24 protein-coding genes are annotated in these 24,324 nt (G+C 64.9%); 16 read left to right on the top strand and 8 right to left on the bottom strand.

Features of this window, described 5'->3' with window-relative positions:
- Positions 1–68 precede the first annotated feature (68 nt).
- From ACZ5YA_RS21245 to ACZ5YA_RS21225, 5 genes are read left to right on the top strand one after another with little or no spacing between them, the layout of a single operon-like run.
- Positions 69–716 carry a thermostable hemolysin gene (locus ACZ5YA_RS21245; RefSeq protein WP_464091199.1) on the top strand — a complete coding sequence of 216 codons (648 nt, stop codon included), beginning with the start codon at positions 69–71 and terminating at the stop codon, positions 714–716.
- The gene (locus ACZ5YA_RS21240; protein WP_464091198.1) at positions 713–2,191 is read left to right on the top strand and encodes an AMP-binding protein; all 1,479 of its coding nucleotides are present in this window, start codon (positions 713–715) and stop codon (positions 2,189–2,191) included. Before ACZ5YA_RS21245 ends, ACZ5YA_RS21240 begins: the two co-directional genes overlap by 4 nt.
- Positions 2,192–2,197: 6 nt before the next feature.
- Positions 2,198–2,869: a TenA family transcriptional regulator gene (locus ACZ5YA_RS21235; RefSeq protein ID WP_251878555.1), complete on the top strand. Its 672-nt coding sequence runs from the start codon at positions 2,198–2,200 to the stop codon at positions 2,867–2,869.
- Positions 2,866–3,681 carry an SDR family oxidoreductase gene (locus ACZ5YA_RS21230; RefSeq protein WP_464091197.1) on the top strand — a complete coding sequence of 272 codons (816 nt, stop codon included), beginning with the start codon at positions 2,866–2,868 and terminating at the stop codon, positions 3,679–3,681. The genes ACZ5YA_RS21235 and ACZ5YA_RS21230 overlap by 4 nt, the downstream gene beginning before the upstream one ends.
- Positions 3,678–4,340: a tetratricopeptide repeat protein gene (locus tag ACZ5YA_RS21225; RefSeq protein ID WP_059376948.1), complete on the top strand. Its 663-nt coding sequence runs from the start codon at positions 3,678–3,680 to the stop codon at positions 4,338–4,340. Before ACZ5YA_RS21230 ends, ACZ5YA_RS21225 begins: the two co-directional genes overlap by 4 nt.
- Positions 4,341–4,398: 58 nt before the next feature.
- Here ACZ5YA_RS21225 and ACZ5YA_RS21220 read toward each other — a convergent pair whose 3' ends face one another.
- Positions 4,399–4,893 (bottom strand): Ohr family peroxiredoxin, encoded by a 495-nt coding sequence (locus ACZ5YA_RS21220; RefSeq protein ID WP_059376950.1) that lies wholly within the window; start codon positions 4,891–4,893, stop codon positions 4,399–4,401.
- Between the two features lie 132 nt (positions 4,894–5,025).
- Positions 5,026–5,775 (bottom strand): Crp/Fnr family transcriptional regulator, encoded by a 750-nt coding sequence (locus ACZ5YA_RS21215; protein WP_223283354.1) that lies wholly within the window; start codon positions 5,773–5,775, stop codon positions 5,026–5,028.
- Between the two features lie 140 nt (positions 5,776–5,915).
- Between ACZ5YA_RS21215 and ACZ5YA_RS21210 the strand changes: the two genes are divergently transcribed.
- The 5 genes from ACZ5YA_RS21210 to ACZ5YA_RS21190 all read left to right on the top strand — a co-directional run bounded on the left by ACZ5YA_RS21210 (position 5,916) and on the right by ACZ5YA_RS21190 (position 10,444).
- Positions 5,916–7,139: an ABC transporter substrate-binding protein gene (locus ACZ5YA_RS21210; protein ID WP_373429040.1), complete on the top strand. Its 1,224-nt coding sequence runs from the start codon at positions 5,916–5,918 to the stop codon at positions 7,137–7,139.
- 5 nt (positions 7,140–7,144) lie between these two features.
- Entirely contained in the window at positions 7,145–8,059 is a 915-nt protein-coding gene (locus ACZ5YA_RS21205) for a beta-keto acid cleavage family enzyme (protein ID WP_464091196.1), read from the top strand.
- A gap of 12 nt (positions 8,060–8,071) precedes the next feature.
- Positions 8,072–8,848, top strand: coding sequence for an SDR family oxidoreductase (locus ACZ5YA_RS21200; RefSeq protein ID WP_059376956.1), 777 nt, complete (start codon positions 8,072–8,074; stop codon positions 8,846–8,848).
- 169 nt (positions 8,849–9,017) lie between these two features.
- Complete coding sequence (locus ACZ5YA_RS21195; protein ID WP_118932287.1) at positions 9,018–10,001, top strand: TerC family protein; 984 nt, start codon at positions 9,018–9,020, stop codon at positions 9,999–10,001.
- A 23-nt stretch (positions 10,002–10,024) separates the two neighbouring features.
- Positions 10,025–10,444: a universal stress protein gene (locus ACZ5YA_RS21190; protein ID WP_464091195.1), complete on the top strand. Its 420-nt coding sequence runs from the start codon at positions 10,025–10,027 to the stop codon at positions 10,442–10,444.
- Positions 10,445–10,462: 18 nt separating this feature from the next.
- Here ACZ5YA_RS21190 and ACZ5YA_RS21185 read toward each other — a convergent pair whose 3' ends face one another.
- On the bottom strand, positions 10,463–11,605 hold the full coding sequence (locus ACZ5YA_RS21185) for a J domain-containing protein (protein ID WP_464091194.1): 1,143 nt from the start codon (positions 11,603–11,605) through the stop codon (positions 10,463–10,465).
- A gap of 72 nt (positions 11,606–11,677) precedes the next feature.
- On the opposite strand from ACZ5YA_RS21185, the gene ACZ5YA_RS21180 reads away from it, so the two are divergent.
- A complete protein-coding gene (locus ACZ5YA_RS21180; protein WP_419341639.1) occupies positions 11,678–12,457 on the top strand; it encodes a fused MFS/spermidine synthase in 780 nt (259 codons plus the stop codon).
- A 4-nt stretch (positions 12,458–12,461) separates the two neighbouring features.
- On the opposite strand, the gene ACZ5YA_RS21175 is transcribed toward ACZ5YA_RS21180, so the two are convergent.
- The 4 genes from ACZ5YA_RS21175 to ACZ5YA_RS21160 form a co-directional block, all read right to left on the bottom strand.
- Entirely contained in the window at positions 12,462–14,243 is a 1,782-nt protein-coding gene (locus tag ACZ5YA_RS21175; protein WP_464091193.1) for an acyl-CoA dehydrogenase, read from the bottom strand.
- A 55-nt stretch (positions 14,244–14,298) separates the two neighbouring features.
- Positions 14,299–15,360, bottom strand: a complete 1,062-nt coding sequence (locus tag ACZ5YA_RS21170) for a CaiB/BaiF CoA transferase family protein (RefSeq protein WP_251878567.1) — start codon at positions 15,358–15,360, stop codon at positions 14,299–14,301.
- 67 nt (positions 15,361–15,427) lie between these two features.
- A complete protein-coding gene (locus tag ACZ5YA_RS21165) occupies positions 15,428–16,408 on the bottom strand; it encodes a Bug family tripartite tricarboxylate transporter substrate binding protein (protein ID WP_464091192.1) in 981 nt (326 codons plus the stop codon).
- 55 nt (positions 16,409–16,463) lie between these two features.
- A complete protein-coding gene (locus tag ACZ5YA_RS21160) occupies positions 16,464–18,566 on the bottom strand; it encodes an acetate--CoA ligase family protein (protein ID WP_464091191.1) in 2,103 nt (700 codons plus the stop codon).
- A 261-nt stretch (positions 18,567–18,827) separates the two neighbouring features.
- Here ACZ5YA_RS21160 and ACZ5YA_RS21155 point away from each other — a divergent pair, with 261 nt between their 5' ends.
- The 5 genes from ACZ5YA_RS21155 to ACZ5YA_RS21135 all read left to right on the top strand — a co-directional run bounded on the left by ACZ5YA_RS21155 (position 18,828) and on the right by ACZ5YA_RS21135 (position 22,934).
- Complete coding sequence (locus ACZ5YA_RS21155; RefSeq protein ID WP_464091190.1) at positions 18,828–19,580, top strand: SDR family NAD(P)-dependent oxidoreductase; 753 nt, start codon at positions 18,828–18,830, stop codon at positions 19,578–19,580.
- Positions 19,581–19,622: 42 nt separating this feature from the next.
- Entirely contained in the window at positions 19,623–20,789 is a 1,167-nt protein-coding gene (locus ACZ5YA_RS21150; protein WP_464091189.1) for an acyl-CoA dehydrogenase family protein, read from the top strand.
- 50 nt (positions 20,790–20,839) lie between these two features.
- Positions 20,840–21,319, top strand: coding sequence for a MaoC family dehydratase (locus ACZ5YA_RS21145; RefSeq protein WP_118932296.1), 480 nt, complete (start codon positions 20,840–20,842; stop codon positions 21,317–21,319).
- 1 nt (position 21,320) lies between these two features.
- On the top strand, positions 21,321–22,097 hold the full coding sequence (locus ACZ5YA_RS21140; RefSeq protein ID WP_118932297.1) for a citryl-CoA lyase: 777 nt from the start codon (positions 21,321–21,323) through the stop codon (positions 22,095–22,097).
- A gap of 96 nt (positions 22,098–22,193) precedes the next feature.
- Positions 22,194–22,934 carry an IclR family transcriptional regulator gene (locus ACZ5YA_RS21135; RefSeq protein WP_118932298.1) on the top strand — a complete coding sequence of 247 codons (741 nt, stop codon included), beginning with the start codon at positions 22,194–22,196 and terminating at the stop codon, positions 22,932–22,934.
- A gap of 42 nt (positions 22,935–22,976) precedes the next feature.
- Here ACZ5YA_RS21135 and ACZ5YA_RS21130 read toward each other — a convergent pair whose 3' ends face one another.
- Positions 22,977–24,314, bottom strand: a complete 1,338-nt coding sequence (locus tag ACZ5YA_RS21130) for a hypothetical protein (RefSeq protein WP_464091188.1) — start codon at positions 24,312–24,314, stop codon at positions 22,977–22,979.
- Positions 24,315–24,324 lie beyond the last annotated feature (10 nt).

Raw genomic sequence — 24,324 nt, 5'->3', positions numbered from 1 at the left:
AGGCGCGGTTAATTTGGAGTTAAGGTTCGGCCCGTACGCTGCGGCCATCGTTAAAGCAAGCGCTTCAAATGGACCGACCAGAAATCATGACGCCGCAGCGCAAGGCCTCGCCACAGTCGACCGATTGGCCTTACACGGTTCCGCTCGCGCGGCCCCGCCCGGCATTGTTCGTGCATCCCTACGACGACCCGCAGCGCGGCTGTGTCGAATCCTATATCTACCTGCGCTACCGGCAGCGTTTTGGCGCTCGCCTGAAGCACTGGATGCCGACCTTGGTCAGCCTGCAGGCCGAAGGCCAGATCCTCGCCGCGGCAGGATTTCGCGGCGCGGCTGAAACCCTGTATCTGGAGCGCTATCTTTCGGCGCCGGTGGAGCAGTACCTGCGTCAGCGCGACTTGTCCGTGGCCCGTCGCCACATCGTCGAGACGGGCCAGTTCGCCGCCGTCCGGCCGGGCGCGGGACGGCTGCTGGTGCCCCATCTGGCACTGCATCTGCACCAGCAGGGCTTCGAATGGGCGGTCAGCACCCTGACCTCCGAACTGCACCACCTGTTCTCGCGCATGGGTCTGGCTCATCAGCCCCTGGCCGCCGCCACGCCCGCGCGGCTGGATCCTGGCGAACGGCGCGACTGGGGCAACTACTACGAACATGATCCTCAGGTATTTGCCGGGCGCCTGAGCCTTATTCTGAATCGATTCGGCGAGTCTCAATCATGACCGGTCAGGAATTTCTTGCGTCGTTGACGCGCGGCGACCGTCGCTTGCAACCTGCCTTGCGTTCATCGGTGGCATTGACCTATGCAGAACTGTCGGAGCGGGTGCTGGTTTGCGCGGACGCGCTCTCTGCATATGGCCCGCGGGTAGTCGCGACGCTGTTGGACAACGGCGCGGATTGGATCGTTGCCGATCTGGCGTGCCTGGCGATGGGCGCCGTGCACTTGCCATTGCCGTTGTTCTTCACGCCGGAGCAGCGGCAGGCCGCGATGAGCGCGGCCGGCGCCAGCCTGCTGCTGACGCCGGCCAGCCGGCATGCGCAAGCAAGCTCCGGCATGGATGTGTCCGCAGTCGCCCTGCTCGGCGGCCTGGCGGTCAGGCTGCTGCCTTTTCCGGCGATTCCCTTGCCGGCAGGCACATCCAAGATCACGTTCACGTCTGGCTCCACCGGGCAGCCCAAGGGCGTATGTCTGGGCAGCGCCCAGATGCTGGATGTCGCGCATGGCCTGGCCGACGCCACGCGCGGGATCGGCATCGGCAGCCATCTCACTGCCTTGCCTTTGCCCGTGTTGCTGGAGAACATCGGCGGCGTCTACGCGCCCCTGCTGGAAGGCGCGTGTATCCACGTATCGCCGTTGGCGGAGGTCGGGCTGCAGGGATCCTCCCAATTCGATCCCGGGCGATTTCACGCGGCGCTGACGGCGTCCGAGGCCAATAGCGTGATCGTGCTGCCGCAGATGCTGCGCGCCTACGCCGCCTGGCTGGCAGCAACCCGGACGCCTGCACCACCGCAGCTGCGCCTGATGGCTGTGGGCGGCGCCGCGGTGGGTGCGCCATTGCTGGAGCAGGCGCGCAGGCTTGGTCTTCCCGCCTACGAAGGATATGGCCTGTCTGAAGCCGCTTCCGTGCAGACGCTGAACCTGCCGGGCGCGGATTTGCCGGGCTCGGCGGGCCGGCCATTGCCGCATGCGCGAGTCCGCATCGCCGAAGACGGCGAGATCGAGATCGCCGGGACGCCGTTTCTTGGCTATCTCGGCGTTCCGTCGACGGCCGGCGATTGGTGGCCGACTGGCGATCTTGGTCGCCTGGATCCCGCAGGGTACCTGTATGTAGAAGGCCGCAAAAAGAACGTTCTCATCACGGGCTTCGGCCGCAACGTTTCGCCGGAGTGGGTCGAGATCGAACTGGGCAATCAGCCCGAGATCCGCCACGCAGTCGTGTACGGCGATGGCGAAGCCGAGCTGGGCGCCGTGATCTGGCCCCAGGGCATGGCTTCGGCGCCGGCCATCGACGCGGCCATAGCGCGGGCCAACCAGCGGCTGCCCGACTACGCCCGCATTGGCCGCTGGCTTCAGGCGCGCGCCGAGTTCTCGGTGGACGGGGGCATGGCTACCGCCAACGGACGGCCCCGCCGAAGCGCGATTCTTCAACAGCATCCGGACCTGTTCCAAAGCGTCCGGCCCTTTTCTCCGGTGTAAACCAAAATGCCATTTTTCGATTCTCTCGTGGACGCAACGCGGGGCAGCCGGGAAGCGCTGGTCCAGGCGCCCATCATCCAGGACTGTCTGCGCGGCGAGGTCGCGCTGCCTTCATACATCCGCTTCCTGGCCGAGGCCTATCACCATGTGCGGCACACGGTGCCCTTGATGCACGCGTGCCGCACCCGCATGCCGGGCCGCCTGGCATGGATGGACGCGGCGCTGGAGGAATACATCGAGGAGGAAACCGGCCATGACGAATGGATACTGAACGACCTGCGCGCGGCGGGTGCGGACGCCGAGGCGATCAAGTGCGCGGGCCCCGGCCCGGATACGGAAATCATGGTGGCCTACGCCTACGACACCATCATGCGGAACAACCCGGTGGGCTTCTTCGGCATGGTCCACGTACTGGAGGGAACGAGCGTCGCGCTGGCTCTGAACGCTGCGGACCGGATCCAGCAGGCGTTGGGCCTGCCCGGAACGGCCTTCAGCTATCTGCGCTCGCATGGCACGCTCGATCAGGAGCACACCGCACATTTCGCCGAATTGATGAATCGGCTGGAGCATCCCGACGATCAGGCGGCCGTCATCCATGCGGCGCATATGTTCTACCGCCTGTACGGTGCGATCTTCCGCGGATTGCCGCGAGCCGCGGCCGGGAGCGTGCCGGCATGAAGATCAATCAGGCCTCGGTCGTGCTTACGGGAGCTGCCGGCGGGTTGGGCAGCGCCATCGCACGCATGTTGCGCGCCGAAGGAGCGCGCGTGTTGCTGGTCGGACGGCGCGCCGGTCCCACGCTGGAACTGGCCAAGTCATTGAGCCTGGACGCGCATGACCGCAGCGCGGTAGACGCCCTCGTGGTGGATATCACCACGCAGGAAGGACGGGCGGCGATTGCGGACGCCGCCGCGGCGCGTCGCGCCAACGTGCTCATCAACAACGCGGCGGTCGCGGGGTTTGGCGCGGCGGGCGCGATGGACCCTGAGCAGACCCAGCAGATCTTCGATACAAACGCCATCGCGCCCATGCTGTTGACCGCCAGCCTGCTGCCCGTGCTGCTTGGCCAGCCACGCGCTCAGGTCTTGAACATAGGCTCCGTGCTGGGCAGCCTGGGCGTTCCCGGCTTTGCGGCGTACGGCGCGTCCAAGGCAGCCCTGCGTGTCTATACGGAATCCCTGAGACGCGAACTCGCGGACTCTCCCGTGCGCGTCCAGTATTACGCCCCGCGCGCCATCGATACACCCTTCAATGCGGCTGACGTCATCGCCTTCAACCAGGCGACCGGATCGCCGACGGACAGCCCGGAGGCGGTCGCCCGTGCCGTGCTGCGCATGCTGGAAGCGGAGACGGCCCAGCGCTACGCCGGCCTGTTCGAAGCCCTGGCGGTCCGGCTCAACGTACTCTTTCCGCGCCTGCTCGATGGCGCATTCACCAAGCATCGGCGCGCCTTGAGGCCGCCGCCGCCGCAATCAGGAGTCTCATCATGATCCGCAGAGCTTTCCTGCGTTACGCTTCATCGGCCATGCTTGCCATGAGCGCATATTCCTTTCTTCCCGCAGCCCAAGCGGAGCCGGCCGACATGGACAACGCCATCGGCGCCTTGCAGAAGGAGTGGGCGGAGATTCAGTATCAGATGCCGGAAGCGAAGCGGGAGACCGGCTTCGAAGCCCTGGCGCAGAAGGCGCATGCCGTGACCGCGAAGTACAACAACCGCGCCGAGCCTCACATCTGGGAAGGCATAATCCTGAGTTCCTGGGCTGGGGCCAAGGGCGGGCTGGGCGCGCTTGGCATCGCGAAGCAGGCCAAGGCCGAATACGAGACCGCGATCCAGATCGACAGCAACGCGCTAAGCGGGTCCGCGCTCAACAGCCTCGGTGTGCTGTACTACAAGGTTCCTGGCTGGCCGGTCGGCTTTGGGGACAACAAGAAGGCCGAGGCGTTGTTGCAGCAGGCGCTTGCGATCAATCCGGATGGCATAGATCCCAACTATTTCTATGCGGATTATCTGGTTTACCGGAACCGCAATGCGGAGGCGGCCCCATATCTGGAGAAGGCGTTGCGTGCGCCCGCGCGCCCTGGCCGCGAGCTCGCCGATCGGGGGCGCAGGCAAGAGGCTGAGGCCCTGCTCAAGAAAGTTCGTGGCTGAGGCGGGGTTCCAGCTCCGGAGGCGGGTAATCAGTGCGTGGGGCGGGCGCTGGCCATGATCAAGTCAGATGCACCGACGACGCGATCCCCTGGTCCGCCATCTTCGAATACGGGCAGATCGATTCCGTCTCGTGGACCAGCGCCAAGGCGAGGTCCTTCGGCAGTCCGGGCAGGGAAATCTCCAGCCTGGCCTTGATGCAGAACAGGCCGTCAAACGCTTCGCGCGCGAAAGTGGTGGTGCAGTGAATGGCGAAATCCGCCGGCAGCGGGACACCGTTCTTCATGGCGACCAGCTTCATGGCGCCATGAAAGCAAGCGGCAAAGCCGGCCGCGAATAATTGCTCGGGATTGGTGCCGCCGCCGTTGCCGCCAAGCTCCTTGGGCAACCTGAGTTCGAGTTCCAGTTCGCCGTCGTTGGAGATCGCGCGGCCCGACGATCTGCCGTGTCCGGAAACGCCGCCAGTCACGGACACGGTGGTCGTGTACAGGGGCAGGTCCTCTGTGCCGACATAGGGTTCCAGGAGTGAAACAGAGGGCGCGGACGGGGCTTTCATGGGGGACTCCTCAAGTGCGGATATGCGGTTTGCTGTTTTTTCCGCGGCAACTATAAAGTTGTCCCCTATGGGCGAAAAGACAGAATTTCTGTTCTGACCGGCATCTTTTCTTGTACCGTCAGCGCCGGCTTCCTAGGCGCTCTTCTTGATATTGGCAAGCCGGTGCAACTCGTCCACGTCAAGGATAGCCAGCCCGCCATAGTAGGTTTCCAGCACGCCCGCGCGAGCTAGCCTCGCAAGCGCTGCATTGCAGCGTTGCCGCGAAATGCCGCACAGGCCGGCGATTTCTTCCTGGGAAACCTTCAGGCGTCCGTTGGTGCCGGAATGCCTCTCCGCATTGAACTGCGCGGCGACGGCGCGCGCCACCGTGGTGTCGACGTCGAGCAGCACGTTGGACGTGAAGCTGCTCATCAGCCAGTCCACGCGTTGCGCGAGATGCATCATCAGCGCCTTGGTGAACTCGATGTTGTTGTTCCAGAGACGTTCACAGGTCTCGCGCGGCAGAATCACGATCTGGCTGGGCCGCAGCGCGACCACCTCGTACTCGAACCGCTCGCGGCGGATCATGGTGGCTTCGCCGAACCAGCTGCCGGTGCTGAAGCCGGCCAGAGACAGGGACTTGCCGTCCGCGCCCGGCGAGGACCATTTCACCAGCCCCTGCACCACGCCGTACCATCCCGGCGAGCGGCTGCCCGCGCGGAACAGGAACTGGCCCGCGGCCAGCGTCACGACGCGCAATTCCGCGCGGATCAGGTCGCGTTCGAGTTCCGGCAAGCCCTTGTACCAAGGGACGACGTCGAGCATCTTGTCCACCGCCCCTTGCGTGCGCCGCCGCCGCGCGCTCAGGGGTTCGTCGCCGGCGTCGGCAAGCCGTTCGCCCATGTGTGCCTCCTTCGTAGCCGTTGTGGTGCCGCTCAGGTAAACCCTAGGGTGCTTTGTCACCATGATGACTGTCCGCGGTCTGGGGCCGGCACCAGAATAGCCGAGGTCCCAGACGCCAAAACCCACAAGAGGAGACAAGCATGTTGCCCATGCAAGGCATGATGTCCCGCAGCGCCCTGGCCTGCGGCCTGGCCGTGACGCTGCTGCACGCCCCTGCGGCCCAGGCGCAGATTTCAGACGATGTTATTCGAATCGGCTTCATCACCGACATGTCGGGCGTGTACTCGGGGCCGGACGGCCCGGGCGGCGCCGAGGCCATCAAGATGGCGATCCAGGAGATGGGCGGCGAGATCAACGGCAAGAAGATCGAACTGCTGACGGCCGACCATCAGAACAAGGCGGACATCGCCTCGGCCAAGGCACGGGAATGGTTCGACCAGATGGGCCTGGACATGCTGATCGGCGGCACCAATTCCAGCACGGCATTGGCCATGTCCAAGGTTGCGGCCGACAAGAAGCGGCCCATCATCGTGGTGGGCGCGGGCGCCCCGGCGCTGACCAACGAACAATGCACGCCCTACACGCTGAACTACGCCTACGATACCGTGGCGCAGGCGCGCGGAACGGGCGCGGCCGTGGTCAAGGCGGGCGGCAAGAGCTGGTACTTCCTGACGGCCGATTATGCCTTTGGCCACGCGCTGCAGGCGGACACGACCAAGGTGGTCCAGGCCGGCGGCGGCACGGTGGTCGGATCGGTCAAGCATCCGCTATCGGCCAGCGACTTTTCTTCGTTCCTGCTGCAGGCGCAAAGCAGCAAGGCGGAGATCCTGGCCCTGGCAAACGCCGGCGCGGACGCCACCAACTCGATCAAGGCCGCCAATGAGTTCGGCATCACCAAGACCATGCGCCTGGCCGGCCTGATCATGTTCATCAACGACATCCACGCCATGGGGCTGCCCGCCTCGCAAGGCATGTATTTGACGGACAGCTGGTACTGGAACGCATCGGACGAGACCCGCGCCTGGGCCCGCGCCTTCTTTGAAAAGCGCAAGGCCATGCCCTCCTCGCTGCAGGCGGCCGATTACTCCGCCGCGCTGCAATACCTGCGCGCGGTCAAGGCCACGGGTACGGATGACGCCGACCGCGTGCTGGCCTATCTGCGCGAGAACAAGCTGAACGACGTCTACATCAAGAACGGCGTAGTGCGGCCGGACGGCCGCGTCGTGCACGACATGTACTTGCTGCAGGTCAAGACGCCGGAACAGTCCAAGGAACCCTGGGACTACTTCAACGTCGTGCAGACCATCGACGGCAACCAGGCCTTCACCACCAAGGAAGAGAGCCGCTGCGCGCTCTGGAAGTGAACCTCATGAGCAAACGCAAAGTCATCGTGACCATCGCCCCGACCGGGGGTATGGCATTCAAGAGCCAGAATCCGCACCTGCCCACGCAGCCGCTGGAGATCGCGGAGGACGTGTACCGCTGCTATAACGCGGGCGCCAGCGTGGTGGCGCTGCATGCGCGCCGTCCCGACGACCAGGCGACTTGCGACGCTTCGGTGTACCGGCAGATGAACCGGCTCATCCGCGACCGCTGCGACATCGTGTTGAACAATTCGACCGGCGGCGGCGTGCATGGCGACATGGTCAAGGAAACCTCTCCGGGAACGTGGGAGATCCTGTGGGAAGAACGGCTCAAGGGCATGGACGCCGGCGCCGAGATGTGCACGCTGGACGCCACGACCTTGAACCTGGCGTTCGGCGACCGCGAATACCTGATGAACACGCCGCTCACCAAGGCCCGCGAACTGGCCGCCGGCATGCAGGCGCGCGGCATCAAGCCCGAATGGGAGGTCTTCAGCCCCACGCACATCCTGCAGGACGCCACGACGCTGATCGAAGAGGGACTGGACGAAGGGCCGCATTTCATCAACCTGGTCATGAACGTGCATCGCAACTTCCAGAACGCCATGCCATTCTCGGTGCGGCATTTGCAGATGATGGTGGACCTGCTGCCCAGGAACAGCATCTTCTGCGTCAGCGGCATCGGCCCCGCGCAGCTGGAGGCCAACATGGCCGCCCTGCTGCTGGGCGGCCATGCGCGGGTCGGCCTTGAGGACAACCTGTACTACCGCCACGGCGAACTGGCCACCAACGTCCAGCTGACCGAGCGCATCGTGCGCATCATCCGTGAAATGGACATGGAGCCCGCCACGCCCGCGGAGGCGCGCGAGATCCTGGGACTGCCGCTCAAAAGCGGCGTCCGGCCCGAGTTTGCGCTCTGAACAGGAAACGCCATGAGCAATTCACTGCAAGGAAAACGCGTCCTCGTCACCGCGGGCGCGCAAGGAATAGGCCTGGCGATCGCGCGCAGGTTTCTGGAGGCGGGCGCCGAGGTGCACGTCTGCGACGTGGACGAAGCGGCGTGCAAGGCCGCTGCCGCCGCGCATCCGCGCCTGGGCGTCAGCGTGACGGACGTATCCAGCGAGGCGCAAGTCCAGGCCATGTTCGGCGAACTGGCGAAGAAATGGGGCAAGCTCGACGCGCTGGTCAACAATGCTGGCGTGGCCGGCCCGACCAACCGGCTGGAGGAAACCACGCTGGACGCCTGGCAGCGCACGCTGGATGTCAATCTGACGGGAACCTTCCTGTGCGCACGCAGCGCCGTGCCGTTGCTGCGTGCGGCAGGCGGCGGGTCCATCGTCAACATCTCGTCCGTCGCGGGCAGGCTGGGCTTTTCGCTGCGCACGCCCTATAGCGCCAGCAAGTTCGGCCTGGCCGGCCTGACGCAGACCTGGGCCATGGAGCTGGGGCCTTCGAACATCCGCGTCAATTCCGTGCTGCCGGGCGTGGTGTCGGGCGACCGCGTTGAACGGGTCATTGCCGCCCGCGCCGCGGCTGGTGGCGTGAGCAACGACGCGATGCGCGAGCAGCTTGTGGACAAGGTGTCGTTGCGCCGCATGACCAGCCCGCAGGACGTGGCCAATCAGGTGGCCTACCTGTGTTCGGACGAAGGCGCCATCATCAGCGGCCAGAGCATTTCCGTTTGCGGCAACGTGGAGTACCTGGGCTGAGTTGCCGATGCCGGTGCTCCACGCGCCGCGACGGTTCCAAAAAACCTGAGCATCAGTTCGACCCAGGCGAATTGTTCGGCGCATCTGGAAGTTCTAGACTGGATTCGTACATGCACTGTGTACCGATGGCCGTCGCATAGCGGCTTTGCAGCGACGGCGGGAGGTCCTGATGAATCAGGTCGAGACCTTTGCCACCATGCCGATGTGGGCGGGGTTCGTAGCCTTTGTGCTGGTCGTGCTGGCGCTGGATCTGTATGTGCTGGGCGGCCGGCATGCGCACCGCGTGCGGCCCCGTGAAGCCTTGTTCTGGGTGGGCGTCTGGATGGCGCTGGCGGCGTTGTTCGGCGCTCTGATGTGGTGGTATCTGGATGCCACCCTGGGGCGCGACATTGCGCACCGCAAGACACTGGAGTTCTACACCGGCTACCTGATCGAACTGTCCCTGTCCGTGGACAACATGTTCGTGTTCTCGCTCATCTTCGGCTACTTTGCGGTGCCGCTGGAATTGCAGCGCCGGGTGCTGCTGTACGGCGTGCTGGGCGCCATCGTGATGCGAGTCGGCATGATCCTGGCGGGCGTCTGGCTGCTGTCGAAGTTCGACTGGCTGTTCTATGTGTTCGGCGTGCTGCTGGTGGCGACTGGCGCCAGGATGCTGGCCCGGGCGGACCATCAGCCGGACATTGCCCGCAATCCGCTGGTGCGCCTGTTGCGCTCGTCCATGCGCATCACCAAGGACTATCACGGCGAGTCGTTCTTCGTGCGCATCGGCGGCCTGCGGCATGCCACGCCCATGTTCGTCGTGCTGTTGATGATAGAGGCGAGCGACGTGGTGTTCGCGGTGGACAGCATTCCCGCCATCTTCGCCGTCACCACCGACCCGTTCCTGGTCTTCACCTCCAATATCTTCGCCATCATGGGCCTGCGGGCGCTGTACTTCCTGCTGGCCGACATGCGCGAGCGTTTCCGCTACCTCAAGCACGGACTTGCCGCGGTGCTCATCATCATCGGCGGCAAGATGCTGGCCGCGCCATGGTTCCATGTGCCGGTGCAGTGGTCGCTAGGGGCGGTAGGCCTTATCCTGCTGGCATCCGTGGGCGCCAGCCTGATCCTGCCCAGACGGGCCGCGGCCAGGGCCGCGCGCCATAAGGGATGAAGCCCACGAACCGGAGATCTGTCATGAACACGATCATTCTTGCCACCGATGGGTCCAGCCATAGCGATGCCGCGGCGCGCTACCTGGTTGAGGGCCCTTTGCTGAACCGGGACTTCACGGTGCACGTATTGCATTGCGAGCCGGACGTGACGGGCGATGTCAAAGCCTTCATCGGCCAGGCCGACATCGACGCCTGGCACCACGAAGAGAGCGACAAGGCAATGAAGTCCGTGGTCGAAATCCTGCGCGCGGGCCAGGTTGGTTTCGAGTGCCACGAGCTTACTGGCCACACGCCGGACAAGATCGTGGCGCACGCGGTCAAGGTGGGCGCCACGGCCATCGTGATGGGGTCGCACCATCGGGCGCCGTTCCTGGACGCATTGCTGGGGTCGGTGTGCTCGCGGGTCATTGCCCACGCGCCTTGTCCGGTGCTGCTGGTCTGAGCATCGGCGGGCGATGCGCTAGCAGGTGAGCTTGAGCTGATAGCTGCCATCGGCGCCGCGGGCCAGGCGAACCCGGTCGAAGCGATAGTTGCGTCCCTTGAACGCATAGGTCGCGTCGGTCTCGTCGTCGTCGCGGCCCTGCCAGACTATCTTCCGGTCCAGCGATTCGGCGTAGTAGTAGAAGATGGTATTGGTGGATTCGATCAATCCCAGGTCGCCGCGCAGGCCGGTGGAACTGTTGGCTTCCACGTTCCACCAGCCTTCGGTGCGCCATTCGCCTCCGTCGGGCAGATAGTGCACCGCGAACCTCAAGTCGCGGCCGCAGGCGTTCTCGATCTGGAGGGATGCGGGCTTGGCCGGCGCTGGCTTCTTGCTGTCCGGCTTGGCGGCCTGGAGCTGGTCTTGCCGTTCATTCCAGCCCATGCCGTAATAGGCTAGCAGGCCGCCGATTGCCAATACGGCCGAGACGCCGATGACCACCTGCCGCACGGTCTTCTGCCGCATGTGCTCCGTGTACCGCTGCTCCAGAATCCGGGTCTCGTGCTGTTGCAGCAGTTGATCGCGGTGTTTTTTCCTGGCCGAGGTCGTCACCGCGGATGCGCCGGCCAGCAGCAGCAGCAGGGTGAGGTAGCGGTATTTCATCAGCAGGCCGTCCAGCGATGGAACGAGGTTGGCGGCCAAGCCCAACGCCATGGCGCAGCCGATAAAGGCCAGCGGCCATATCCAGAAATTGCGTCCCTTGGCGATTTCGGTGGCGTAATAGTCGCGCAGCGTATCGGTGGATCCGGAATCCGGCGGGGCTTTCCCGTTCGTCCCGCTGCCGTTGCCGCCGGACGCGCCGGCGGCGCGTTGCTCGGCGATCCACGCGTCATGCTCTTGACGCCGTTTCGGATCGGAAAGCACTGCGTAGGCCTCGTTCAGGCGCGCCATGACGCGCTTTGCTTCCTCGGGCTTGTCAGGATTCTTGTCCGGATGCCACTTTTGCGAGAGATAACGGTATGCGCCGCGGATGACTTCATCGCTGGCGTTTTCCGAAACTTGGAGCGTGTCGTAATGGGTATGTAAGCCAGCCATTGCCTTGGGTCCGCGTTCCGAAAGCCGGGCGCTCAGCTTCCTGCACGGCGAGCTTACGCTGCAATCATGGGCGTCGGTATCAGCCAAAGAGACTACATCGCCGGGTGGGTACACGGCGCAATGGTATCTTTCCCATTTTCCTGCACGCCACCCCGTTTCATGCCCGACGACGCCCAAACCTCCTCAGATTTCTCGCCCGCTGAGCCGCAAGCGGCACTTCCGCGGCCCTTTGTCCAGAACTCGGGCACCCGTCGCACCCTGCATTTCACGCAGCAGGAAATCCAGAGCAGCATGTCTACCCTCAACCCCGATGCGCTCGAGCTGGAGTACACGCGGATGATGATGGGCTTCGTGCTTTTCAATCCGGCACCCGCCCGCATTCTGATGGTGGGTCTGGGCGGCGGCTCGCTGCCCAAGTTCTGCCATCGCTATCTGGCGGACAGCGCTATCGACGTGGTGGAAATCGATCCGGCAGTCATTGCCCTGCGCGAAGCCTTCATGGTGCCGCGCGACGACGACCGCTTCCGCGTGCTTCAGGCCGACGCGGCCGACCATATGCGGGGCCTGTCGGACCATGCGGACGTGATCCTGCTGGACGGGTTCGGCATCGGCGGGATTCCGGGTCCGCTGTGCTCGGCGGAGTTCTACGCCGATTGTTTCCGCGCCCTGCGCGAGAACGGCATCCTGGTGATCAACTTCCACGTCAATCACCCGGATCATCACGAATACATGGACCGGGTGCGCGCCTCGTTCGGTTCGTCCATGTTCGAGGTGGTGGATGACGACATGACCAACAGCATCGTGTTCGCCTGCAAGGGCGATCTGCTGGACGATCCCGCCGCAGCCGAGCTGCGCCGGCCGGCGTCCATGCCCAAGGACGCCTGGCGCCAGTTGATGCCGACGATGAAGGTGATCGGCGCGACGCTGGTGCTGAGATAGCGCCTTAGCGGGCCCAATAGTCGTCGGGAAACGCGTCGATGGCGCAGCCGCCCGCGCAAATGGACTGCCGCAATGCGCTGGCCTGAACCAGAAGATTCTCCGCATAGAATCGGGCGCTGGCCTGGATGGCTTGCAATGCTGCGCCCTCGGCCGCGCCGTTCAGCGCGGCGCGCAGGCGCAGCCCCTGCATCCAGGCGCCCGTCACCAGCCCCCAGAGCTCAAGATAGGATACGGCGCCCGCATGGGTGGCGCGCGGATCGGCCTCATGGCATGCCAGCAGCCAGACGATGGTTGCGCGCAAATGCGCGCAGCCTTGTTGCAGGCTGCGTCCAAACTCGCGGGCGCCGGCCGCACCCGCCAGCATCGCCTCGGCCTGCTGAGAGATCTCGTCCAGCAGCAGTTGGGCTTGCGCGCCGCCGTCGCGGACCGTTTTGCGGCCCAGCAGGTCATTCGCCTGTATCGCGGTGGTGCCTTCGTAGATGGTCAGGATGCGCGCGTCCCGGTAGTACTGGGCCGCGCCCGATTCCTCGATGTAGCCCATGCCGCCGAAGACCTGGACCGCGTCGTATGTGATGCGCTGGGCGGCCTCGGTGAACCAGCCTTTCATCACGGGTATCAGCAGGTCGACGCGGGCCTGGGCGCGGCCGCGGGCCTCGGGGCTGGCGGCCGCGCGGGCCAGGTCTTTCTGCATCGATAGGTACACGCCCAGCGCACGCATCGATTCGATCCGGCTCTTCATACCCAGCAGCAGGCGGCGTACGTCGGGGTGGCGCAGGATGGGAAGCTGCGCGCCTTCTTCGCCGACGATCTTGCCCTGGACGCGTTCGCGTGCGTACCAGACCGCATGCTGGAACGCGCGTTCGGCAATGGCCAGGCCCTGGTTGCCGACGGCGTGGCGGGCCTCGTTCATCATGACGAACATGTTCTTCAGCCCTTCGTTCAGCTCGCCGACCAGATACCCGGTTGCGCCCGGCCCGGCGCCGAACTGCATCACCGCGGTGGGGCTGGCGTGGATGCCCAGTTTGTGTTCCAGGGCCGAGCAATGCACGTCGTTGCGCTCGCCAGGAGAACCGTCGTCCTGAATCAGAAACTTGGGCACGGCGAACAACGACAGGCCTCTCGCGCCGGCGGGCGCATCGGGCGTGCGGGCCAGCACCAGATGGATGATGTTGGACGCGAGTTCGTGGTCGCCGTAGGTGATGAAGATCTTCTGGCCGGATATTGCATAGGAACCATCGTCCGACGGCACCGCGCGGGTGCGCACGGCGGCCAGGTCCGAGCCCGCCGCCGGTTCGGTCAGGTTCATGGTGCCGGTCCATTCGCCGCTGATCAGCCGCGGCAGCAGCAGGTCCTTCAATGCGGGAGTCGCCGAGTGCAGCAGGGTTTCTATGGCGCCGCTGGTCAGCATGGAGCAGAGCGCGAAGCTAGGGTTGCTGGCGTGCCAGATTTCCTCGGTCAGGGTGGCCAGCACGCAGGACAGCGCCTGGCCGCCGTATTGCTCGGGTTGGCGCAAGCCGTTCCATCCGCCTTCGCAGAAGGCGAGGTAGGCCTGCTGCCAGCCGGCGGGCGTGGAAACGGTGCCGTCATGCAGGCGGCAGCCTTGCTGGTCGCCGATGCGATTGAGCGGATCCAGCAAGCCTTGCGCGAACTTCTCGGCTTCGAGCACGACGGAGCGCGCGAGTCCGGCGTCCAGGGCGGAGCCGCAACCTTGCAGATGCGGGTCCAGGGGAAACACCGCTGTCGTGAGAAAGTCGATGTCATGCATGGGCGCGTGATACTGGCTCATGGGATGCCTATTCAGAAGATGAGAGTGATTGCGCCGGGCCGGTACGCTGGGCGATTCAAGCCTCGTTCATGTGGGTCAGCCGTACCGGATAGCGGACATACTGCGCCTCGGCATGGCTTTCGAACAGCCAGCGGGCTTGCGCATGGGGCGTGCCGCGCAGCGCCAGCGGTTCTTCCACCAGCGAGACCGGCACATCGGACGCTTCCAGGCGGGCGATCGCATCTCGCGCGTCCAGATCCGCCATGCGCCCGGCGATTGCCTGATTGATGGCGGCGGCCAGCATGACCCGCTGATGGTAGGTAGCGGTTTGCGCGTGGTCCAGGTCCAAGGCCAAGACCTGCAGCAAACGCAGCCAGAAGTGGTCCTCGAGCGCGGCAATCGCGACGCAGGCGTCATCGCGCGTGCGGAACACGCCATAGGCGGGCTTGTTCAAAACGTCCAGGCGCTGCGCCGCCAGGCTGCCGAGTCCGGCCGAGGAGAACTGTCCCAGGCGCGGATTCATCCAGTGGGCGACGCAATCCGTCAGCGATACGTCCAGGTGCTGTCCGCGCCCCGTATGCTGGCGCTGCATCAGCGCCGCCAGCGTGCTGGACAGGGCATACATGGCGCCGCAGAGGTCCGCGACGGGCAGCCCTGCCCCCGGCGCGGGCATGCGGGGATCGCTGCCCGACAGCGCTAGCGCGCCCGCCGTGGCGAGATAGTTGATGTCATGTCCCGGGCGCTGCGCATGGGGACCGTTCTGGCCATAGCCGCTCAGGGATACGTAGACCAGCCTGGGGTTGATGGCGGCCGCCGCGTCATAGCCTAGCCCCAGCCGCGCCATGACCCCGGGGCGGAAGCCTTCGACCAGGACGTCACAGGCGGCGATGATGTCGCGCGCCGCCTGCGCGCCGGCAGGCTGCTTGAGATCCAGCATGACGCATTGCTTGCCGCGGTTGACCGAATCGAACACGCCGGGATAGAGCAGCCGGGCATTGTCGCCGTGAGGAGGACGTTCGATCTTGGTGACGGTCGCGCCGAGTTCCAGGAGGTTCTGGGTCAGGAATGGGCCCGGCAGCAGTTCGGAAAAATCGGCAACGGCGATGCCGGACAGGGGAAGGGAGTGCGGCTGAGGCATGGCTAGGGTCCGTGCGGGGAAGGGGCAAGGCGCGAGGGCGGCGCGCCTCGTTCGAACATGACGTCGCCTAGTCCAGCTGGACGTTGGCTTCCTTGACCACGTTGCCCCACTTGACGGACTCTTCCTTCACGAAGGCAGCGAAATCGGCGCCGGATTTCTTCAATGGAACGCCGCCGAAGGCGATCAGGCGCGAGGAGATCTGCGGGTCTGCGATGGCCTGCGCGAATGCCTTTTCAAGCTTGGCATTCACAGGAGCAGGCGTGTCGGCGGGCACGAAGACGCCCATCCAGGAAACGGAGCTTGCGCCTGGATAGCCAAGTTCGGCGAGCGTCGGCACGTCTGGGAAGGACGGCAGCCGGGCTTCGCCCGTGACGGCGAGCGCGCGGATTTTTCCGTCCTTGATGAAGGGTTCGGTCGACACGGGATAGTCAAAGGAAATGTCGACCTGGCCGCCGATCAGGGCGGTGATCGAAGGCGCGCTGCCCTTGAACGGAATGTGGCTGAACTTGACGCCCGCGACGGATTGGAAGAGCTCGGCCGCAAGGTGGGTGCCGGTGCCGGCGCCCGCGCTGGACGTGTTCAGCTTGCTGGGATTGGCCCGGGCGTAGGCCACCAGCTTGTCCAGCGTGTTGTAGGGCCGGGATTCGTTGACGACGAGGATGTTGGGGATGGCGGTGAGTCCCTGCACGGCGACCAGCGCCTTTTCAGGTTTGCTGGCGGTCTTGTAGATCAGGGGATTGGTGACTTGGGTGCCTTGGGTGCCGAGAAAGATCGTGTAGCCGTCCGGTTTGCTATTGGCCGCGTACTCAGCGCCGATGTTGCCGCCTGCGCCGGCGCGGTTTTCGATGATGATGGGTTGTCCCAGCAGCTCGGCGGCGCGGGCGCCGACCGTGCGCGCCACGTTGTCCGTGATGCCGCCAGCCGTGAACGGCACGATGAAGCGTATCGGCCGATCCGGAAAGGCAGCGTCCGCCGAGGCATTGAGCGGCGCGAGCGCCATCGCGACGGCGAGTGCGGCCGCCGCGGTACCGAAGAGCTTGTTGAACATGGGAAGTCTCCTGTTGTGTAGGTCCGCCGTCTGGAGCGGCGGATGGGGAAACGCGCTATCGCGCGGATGCGATGAGCACGGCGTCCAGCGCGACCGCGCCGTCCGGGCTGACGAGCACGGGATTCAGGTCCAGCTCCTTCACCTCATATGGGCCGTGCATCACGAAGTCGGACACGGCCAGCAGCAGTTTCTCAAGCGCGCCGATGTCGGCAGGCGCCTGGCCGCGGCACCCGGCAAGCAATTGATGGCAGCGGGTCTCCTCGATCATGGCGCGGGCATCCGCAGGCGTCAGCGGCAAGAGACGGCGGCTCACGTCCTTGAAGACCTCGACGTAGACGCCGCCCAGACCGAAGGTCAGGACGTGGCCGAACAGGTCGTCGCGGTGCACGCCGACCAGGGTTTCCACGCCGCGTTGCGCCATCATTTGTTCGATCAGGATGCCTTCGATGTCCGCCTGCGGATACGCCTCGCGCGAGCGCGTCATGATCAGATCCCAGGCGTTGCGGACTTCCTCGGGCGTACGCAAGCCGACGATGACGCCGCCTATGTCCGACTTGTGCAGAATCTGCGGGCTGACGATCTTGGCCACTATCGCGCCGCCACATTGCGCGGCCGCGGCCACGGCTTCATCGGCCGATTGGCATACGCGGCCGAAGGGCACGGCGACGCCGGCTTCGCTCAGCAGCTGCTTGACGGCGCGCTCGGCGTAGGCTTGCGGCGCAGGCGTGCCGCGCGGGGACGCGGCCAGCATGATCGACGGTTCCCATCGCGGATCGAAGGCGCGGGCGGATACGCCATAGCGATTCCACTTCGACAATGCCTTGACGGCCTTGCCCAACGTCCGGATGGGTGCGATGCCCGCATCGACCAGGCATTGGTAGCCACTTCCCAGCTTGTCACTCATCCAGACCGGCACGATGGGTACATCGACTTCGGCCTGCACCTTGACCAGGTTGCGGCAGGCGGCCAGGGTCGTGTCGCCGTATTCCATGGGAATGGGATAGAGCACCACGTCCACGTTCGGATCCTGGGCGACGCATAGCAGCGAACCGTAGCTGATGTCGCTTTGGACCAGGATCTCGGCGGTGGTGTCGACGGGATTGTCGATGGCGGCAAAGGCCGGAAGCAGATCGGCCAAGGCCTGGCGGGTCCGGGGAGCGAACTGCGCCAGTGTCAGGTCCGCGCAGCCCAGCATGTCGGCGGCCAGCGCGACCGTGCCGCCGGAGAACGAATACACGGCGGTGCGGATGGCGCGCGCGGGTACGCCGCGCGCCAGCAGCGCGGCGGTATCGATCAGTTCGTCGATGTCGTCGACTTCCACGATACCCAGCTGCCGGAAGGCCGTGCTGTTGATGTCCGCGCTGCCCGAGAGCGCGGCGGTATGGGATTGCGTGGCCTGGACCCCATAGGCGGACTTGCCGACCTTCAGGGCCACGATGGGCTTGCCCTGGCGCGCGGCATTGAGGGCCGCGGCGGCGAAGCGGGGGGCGTCGTTGATGCCCTCCAGCAGCGTGACGATGACCTTGATTTCGGGCATCGCGGCCATGTGGTTGATGTAGTCGCTGGCGGTCAGGTCGACCTCGTTGCCGCTGGAGCACCACAGGCCGATGCCGATGCCGCGGCCGCTGGCCTGCAGGAAGGTGCGGCCCAGCCCGCCGCCCTGCGTGACGAGGCCGATCGGGCCGGGCATGCGGTCGTACTGGAAGGCCGGCGAGAACGTGAAGCCCAGTCCACGGTTGTTGTTGTTCATGCCGGGGCAATTCGGCCCGTAGATGCGGATGCCGGTCTCGCGGACGATGGCGCGCATCTGTTCTTCGAGCTGGCGCCCTGCCTCGCCGGTTTCGCCAAAGCCGGAGGTCAGCACGATGGCGAACTTGACGCCCTTGCGGCCGCAGTCCGCCAGCACGCTGACCGCGGCGGGCGCCGGCACGACCACGATCGCGGTCTGCGGCGCATAGGGCAGATCCATCACCGAGCGGTAGGCGCGCCTGCCCATGACCGTGTCCTTGGTGGCGTTGACCAGGAACAGTTCGCCGCCATAGCTGGAGTGTTCGACGATGTTGGTCAAGGCGCGCTGGCCGATGCTGGCGGGCCGGTCCGAGGCGCCGATCAGGACGAGTGAACTGGGGTCGAACAAGGGGGCAAGGTCTGAAAACATTCGAGGTCCTCCGGGCATGTCGCGCATGCTCGCCTGGCAGTTGTGAATGGTGCAATTAATACGACATGCCGGATACTAATTCGACATATTGCATTGGTCAATCGAAAATAAATTCGACATTTCGTTATTCGGTACGATATTATGAATTTAAGCGGCGTCCTCAAGGGGGCGGTCACCGCCCCAAATGCGGGTGGCGCGCCGGGGGGAATCGCGTGATGGCATGCACGGCCGCTGGCCGTTCCATACAGGAAAGACATCTCCATGGATTTAGAAATTGCGGGAAAGGTGGCGCTGGTGACCGGATCGGGTCGCGGCATCGGCGCCCAGACGGCGCGCGTGCTGGCCGAAGAAGGCGCGCGCGTCGTCATCACGGACATCGACGGCCAGACTGCCTCGGCCACGGCGCAGCGGTTGCGCGATGAGGGCCACGAGGCCATCGGCGTGCAATGCGACGTCTGTGAGCGTGACGCGGTGGCCGCCATGGTGGACGCGGCAACGGCCGCTTACGGCGGCGTCGACATCCTGGTCAACAACGCGGGCTTCACGCGCGACAAGTATCTGGGCAAGATGGCCGAGTCCGATTGGGACTCGGTGGTCGACACCATCTTGAAGGGCGCCTTCCATTGCACCCGCGCGGTGCTGCCGGGCATGATGGAACGCAAGTGGGGGCGCGTTATCAACATCGCCTCGCGTTCCGTGTTCGGCAATCCCGGCCAGACCAACTACACCACCGCCAAGCTGGGCCTGGTGGGCTTCACCCGCGCCCTGTCGCTGGAACAGGCCAAGTTTGGCATCACCGTCAACGCCATCGCGCCCGGCTTTGTCGAAACCGAACTCATACAGTCCCTGCCCTCCTATCCGGTACTGCGGGACGCGGCGCTCGCCAAGAACCCGGTCGGCTTCCTGGGGCAGCCGGACGACATCGCATCGTCCGTCGCCTTCATTGCTTCGGAGCGCGCCCGCTACATCACTGGCGTCACGCTGTACGTGACGGGCGGACGCTTTTCGTCTTGAAACGCACACCCCAAATCTTGCAATGGCCGCTTAGAGGACAACATGGATTTTGATTTCGATACGGATCAACTGGCCCTGCGCGACAGCATCAGGCGCTATATGAAGGCCGAGATCGGCCCGCGCATCGCCGCCTGCGAAGCCGACAGGCGCATCCCTGCGGAAGTGCTGGAGGGACTTGCGCAATTCGGCTACATCGGCGGGCTGCTGCCCGAGGACGATGGCGGCTTCGGACTGGACTTCGTCACGTGGGCGATGATGGTCGAAGAGGCCGGCTACTGCTGGGGATCCCTGCGCACCATACTCAACATCACGAATATCTTCCTGCGCCTGGTCAATGCCTATGGCACGCCCGCTCAGAAGGAAAAATTCCTGCGGCCCGTGCTGTCGTCCGCCAAGAACGTGTGTGTGGCGATCAGCGAGCCCAACCACGGTTCCAACGTGGCGGGCATCGAACTCAGGGCGCAAGACCAGGGCGACCACTACGAGCTCAACGGCAGCAAGCTATGGATCACCAATGGCGAGAACGCGGACTATGCCATCGTCCTGGCGCGTACCTTCAGCGCCAGCTGCGATGGCAAGCTATCGCTGTTTCTGGTGGAGCGCGAGCAGTCGCCCTACGAGGCGCGCCTGGTCGACAAGATGGTTCTTAAGGCTTCCGGCACCGCCGAATTGCGTTTTGACGGCGTGCGCGTACCCAAGGAGAACCTGCTGGGCGTCGAGGGCACCGCGCTCAAGACCATGCTGACGGGCCTGAACTATGGCCGCCTGAACATCGCGATGGGCGCGGTGGGCGCGGCGCAGGCCGCGCTGGACCTGTCCATCGAGTATGCAAAGACCCGGCGCCAGTTCGGCCGCCCCATCGGTGAATTCCAGCTGGTACAAAAACACATCGTCGACATGATGGTGCGCACCGAAGCGGCGCGTGCGCTGGGCTACAAGGCCGCTGTGGCCGTGCAGAAAGGCCTGCCCGCGCGCGTCGAATGTTCCATCGCCAAACTCTATGGCGCCGAAGCCGCGCATGAGGTCGCCAAGATCGCCTTGAGCGTCCATGGCGGCTTGGGCTATTCGACCGAGTATCCGCTGGAGCGCATCTTCCGCGATACCAGCGGCGGCACGATACCCGAGGGCACCGCGGAAGTGCAGACGCTGATCGTGGGCCGCGAGGTGCTGGGCTTGTCCGCGATCAACGCGGCGGAGACGGCAAAGTGACGGCGGCTTCTGTCGCAGTCGATACGCCGGCGCCCGGCGCCTTGGCAGACATGCGCTACTACTGGGATGACTTGCCGCTCGGCCTGGAAGTCGTAACGGCCGCGCGCACCATCACCGAAGCTGACGTGGTTGCCTTCGCCGGCCTGAGTGGCGACTACAACCGGCTGCATACGGATGCGGTCTATGCGGGGCAGAGCAAGTTCGGCCAGCGCATCGCGCACGGCATGCTGGTCGGCTCCATCATGTCCGGCCTGAACACGCGCACCGTGCTCAACCAGTGTCTGGAACCGTCGATCCTGGGCCTGCTGGAAATGTCCTATCGCTTTGCCAAACCTACCTTCGTCGGCGACACGATCAAGGTCAGGATCCTGGTGACTGGCCGGCGCCTGGCCAGCGACGCAAGCCGCGGCGTGGTCGAGTTCGAACGGCAGGGCATCAATCAGAACGGGGAAACGGTATGCGTCTGCAGCGTCAAGATGCTGGTCGCGTGCCGCGCCCAACAATCCAATGAACACATCGCGGAGGCGTGAATTGATCAAGACCGAAATCGGGTACACCACCCCGGAAACCATTACGGTGCGCGGCAAGAACCTGGCCACGGAATTGCTGGGGAAAGTCGACTTCGTCGACATGATGCTGTTGACGATCTTCAACCGCACGCCCAGCCCAGCCGAGAAGGCCATGATCAACCACATCCTGGTCACCGCATGCGACCACGGCCTGACGCCCAGCGCCATGAGCGCCCGGCTGACCTTCCTGGGTGCGCCGGAAGCGATGCAGGCGGCGGTGGCCGCGGGGCTGCTGGGCGCGGGCAGCGTCTTTCTGGGTACCACCCAGAACTGCGCCGAGATGTTGGCAGCCGGGGCCGCCGACCTGTCCGATGATCCGGACCAGGCGGCGTGCGATGCCGCTGCGCGTGCGATGCTCAGCGTAAGCCGGGCCAAGAAGCAGCCTGTCTACGGCATCGGCCATCCGATACACGTGCACGGCGATCCGCGCGTACCGACGCTGTGCCAGTTGGCGCAGGAGCTGGGCTTTCACGGCAAGCACTGGCGTCTGATGGACGCGGTTCATCGAGTGCTGCTGCAGGACCGGAACAAGAACCTGCCCATGAACGTGGTCGGTGCGATCGGCGCCATCATTTGCGACATGGGCCTGGATCCAATGATCGCGCGCGGCCTGATGCTGGTCGGACGCGCGGGCGGTCTGGTGGCGCATTTGTATGAAGAGCGTGAGCACCCGATAGGCCAGCAGATATGGGATCTGGTGCTGGCTCAGGACGAGCGCAATGTTGCCCCTGTTCGTTGACATGGACTACACTTCCGACGCCGTTTAACAACGCCTTTTCAACTTGCTGCGCTTGTGTCGCAGGCCGATGGCAAACTCCAGGTAATTGAGCGTCATATGCCGACCTTTGTTAGCGCCGCCGCCCGTGCCATGGCGGTATTTGAAGTCTTCGCGCGAGAGAAGCGAGAACTCTCCAACTCCGATCTGGCGCGTTTGCTGGATCTGGCTGATAGCAGCTGCCTGGACCTGCTGCATACCTTGCATCAATTGGGGTACCTGTTGCGCACGCAATCGCGGCGTTACTACCCGACGGGCAAGCTGCTGCTTGCCGTGCAGCAGATAAGCACGGTCGATCCCATCATCCATGCCACGCGCGAAGCGCTTGAACAGTTGTCCGAACGCACCGGGGAAACCGCGTACATCGGGCGTATCGATGGCGCCGCGGTCAAGGTGGTGGCGGTGCGCGACGGCAAGTATCCGCTGCGCTATATCCTGAGCCTGGGCGAGCGCATCGCGCTGCATGCTTCCGCCATGGGCAAGGCATTGCTGGGCGGCCTGCCACCCGAGGCCGCGCGCAAGCTGCTGGCCGCCAAGCCGCTGCGTAAACTCACGCCCGCCACCGTCACCGAACCCGACGCGCTCCTGGCTGAAATCGACAAAAGCCGCGAACGCGGCTGGTATCACACGCACGGCGAAGGCGGAGACGGCGCGGACGCGTTGGCTGTGTCGGGCTGGCTGGGCGAAGAATGCGTGGCCATGGCCATTTCGGGGCCGTCGGATCGTTTCCAGAGCAAGCGCGAAGAGTACGTCGAGGTGCTGCGCGAGGTCGCGGAGAAAGTCTTTACGCGCGAGCAGTAGGGTCTGTTCCGCAGCCGCGCTCAGGGCTGCCAGATCCAGCCGCTAGGGCTTTTCTTCCAGGATCGCCGACAACATTTCCCGGGATGCGCCGGACAGGGCGTCGGGTGCGGTGCCGGCTTTTCCGTCCACGTCGGGCTCCAGCGTAGCGAGCAGTGTGGAGAGCGCCTGCGCCAGCGATGCATCGGCTTGTTCGGCTGCGGCTTGCGTCGAGTCGGAGTCGCGGACCGCGGAGGTCGCCAGCAGGACCATGGCTGCCTCCAGCGGTTGCGCGGTGGCGCTGCTTCTGTCGGCTGCGGCCTTTTGCTTGTCCGCAACGACGGAAGCGATGTTGCTGTCGTCACTGGCGGATCTCAGGATACTGCTGGACTTCCATTTTTCTCTTTCGCTCGCGTAGGCCGCCAGCAGCGCGAAGCGGTCCCGTTCGATCAGCAGCGGCGAGGCGGCGATGTCGACCGCCAGCGATTGAAATGCGGCGCGGGCGGCCGCAGCGTTCTTGTTCACCAGCGCGGTGGTCATTTCGGTCCATTTGCGATGGAACGGCAAGGCCGTGGCGGCGCTGAACATGTCCTCCCCCAGCGTGGCGCGTTGCTCGAAAGTCAGCACCAGGTAGTCCACGTCGTTCACGGGCTCCAGGCCGCCGTTTCCATTTTGCCGGTGCAGCACGCCGTCGACCAGTTGCAGGTCCTGCAGCTTGTCTTGCGAGTCCGCGCCCGCCAACACGCGATAGCCGCTGCGGCGCAGCGCCATGCCGTCGAAAATGCCGAAGCGGATGCTGGCGCCGTCGGTGCCGAAGAGCTTGCTCAGCGGTTTGAGCAGGCCTTCTCCAGCCTTGACGACGGCGCCGCCCACTACGCCGCCGAACATGCTGACCGTGGTGGAGACGAAGTCGAGTATGCCGCGGGTGAGGCCGGTGTCGCTGAAGCGGCACAGCGCGGCGAACATCTCCAGGCCGTCGCTGTTGTACGGCACGTTGCGTGCGATGTAGACGTTTCGGAAAGCCACCCTGCCCCCGCCCGATTTCGGCGCCGTCTCACCCATCGCCTGCTGGATCGCCTCATAGCCGACGACGTAGGGAATCTCGCGCTGCGCGCCCGCTTCGGTGTAGCGCAGGAAGAAGGCGCACAGAGGCAGGAAAGCGGCGATGTAGTTGCCGGCGTCGGTCAGGCGCATCTCGACCATGCGTACGCTGAAATAGCATTGCCCGGGGACGAAGGCTTCCCCATTCAATCCACGCTCGCCCAAGGACGCGGCGCCGGGCGGCGGATCGATCTCCGCATAGTAATTGCGGCCCGCGGGCACGGTTGGCACCAAGCCGCCCATGCCGTCCGTGGACGAACCCAGGTCGCCGATCTTGCGCAGCATGCCGAATAGGGAAGTCATGGCGTGTACT

It is taken from the genome of Achromobacter sp. JCM 18799 (assembly GCF_055395645.1).
Note: the sequence above shows the minus strand (reverse complement) of the source record. Positions and strands in the feature narration are given on the sequence as shown.

Coding starts and splice junctions, on each gene's coding strand:
- ACZ5YA_RS21170 (WP_251878567.1), bottom strand. CDS start 15,360: ATGCCTCAGCCGCACTCCCTTCCCCTGTCCGGCATCGCCGTTGCCGAT.
- ACZ5YA_RS21210 (WP_373429040.1), top strand. CDS start 5,916: ATGTTGCCCATGCAAGGCATGATGTCCCGCAGCGCCCTGGCCTGCGGC.
- ACZ5YA_RS21130 (WP_464091188.1), bottom strand. CDS start 24,314: ATGACTTCCCTATTCGGCATGCTGCGCAAGATCGGCGACCTGGGTTCG.
- ACZ5YA_RS21175 (WP_464091193.1), bottom strand. CDS start 14,243: ATGAGCCAGTATCACGCGCCCATGCATGACATCGACTTTCTCACGACA.
- ACZ5YA_RS21155 (WP_464091190.1), top strand. CDS start 18,828: ATGGATTTAGAAATTGCGGGAAAGGTGGCGCTGGTGACCGGATCGGGT.
- ACZ5YA_RS21160 (WP_464091191.1), bottom strand. CDS start 18,566: ATGTTTTCAGACCTTGCCCCCTTGTTCGACCCCAGTTCACTCGTCCTG.
- ACZ5YA_RS21200 (WP_059376956.1), top strand. CDS start 8,072: ATGAGCAATTCACTGCAAGGAAAACGCGTCCTCGTCACCGCGGGCGCG.
- ACZ5YA_RS21245 (WP_464091199.1), top strand. CDS start 69: ATGGACCGACCAGAAATCATGACGCCGCAGCGCAAGGCCTCGCCACAG.
- ACZ5YA_RS21225 (WP_059376948.1), top strand. CDS start 3,678: ATGATCCGCAGAGCTTTCCTGCGTTACGCTTCATCGGCCATGCTTGCC.
- ACZ5YA_RS21190 (WP_464091195.1), top strand. CDS start 10,025: ATGAACACGATCATTCTTGCCACCGATGGGTCCAGCCATAGCGATGCC.
- ACZ5YA_RS21215 (WP_223283354.1), bottom strand. CDS start 5,775: ATGGGCGAACGGCTTGCCGACGCCGGCGACGAACCCCTGAGCGCGCGG.
- ACZ5YA_RS21205 (WP_464091196.1), top strand. CDS start 7,145: ATGAGCAAACGCAAAGTCATCGTGACCATCGCCCCGACCGGGGGTATG.
- ACZ5YA_RS21240 (WP_464091198.1), top strand. CDS start 713: ATGACCGGTCAGGAATTTCTTGCGTCGTTGACGCGCGGCGACCGTCGC.
- ACZ5YA_RS21150 (WP_464091189.1), top strand. CDS start 19,623: ATGGATTTTGATTTCGATACGGATCAACTGGCCCTGCGCGACAGCATC.
- ACZ5YA_RS21135 (WP_118932298.1), top strand. CDS start 22,194: ATGCCGACCTTTGTTAGCGCCGCCGCCCGTGCCATGGCGGTATTTGAA.
- ACZ5YA_RS21195 (WP_118932287.1), top strand. CDS start 9,018: ATGAATCAGGTCGAGACCTTTGCCACCATGCCGATGTGGGCGGGGTTC.
- ACZ5YA_RS21180 (WP_419341639.1), top strand. CDS start 11,678: ATGCCCGACGACGCCCAAACCTCCTCAGATTTCTCGCCCGCTGAGCCG.
- ACZ5YA_RS21220 (WP_059376950.1), bottom strand. CDS start 4,893: ATGAAAGCCCCGTCCGCGCCCTCTGTTTCACTCCTGGAACCCTATGTC.
- ACZ5YA_RS21145 (WP_118932296.1), top strand. CDS start 20,840: ATGCGCTACTACTGGGATGACTTGCCGCTCGGCCTGGAAGTCGTAACG.
- ACZ5YA_RS21235 (WP_251878555.1), top strand. CDS start 2,198: ATGCCATTTTTCGATTCTCTCGTGGACGCAACGCGGGGCAGCCGGGAA.
- ACZ5YA_RS21230 (WP_464091197.1), top strand. CDS start 2,866: ATGAAGATCAATCAGGCCTCGGTCGTGCTTACGGGAGCTGCCGGCGGG.
- ACZ5YA_RS21165 (WP_464091192.1), bottom strand. CDS start 16,408: ATGTTCAACAAGCTCTTCGGTACCGCGGCGGCCGCACTCGCCGTCGCG.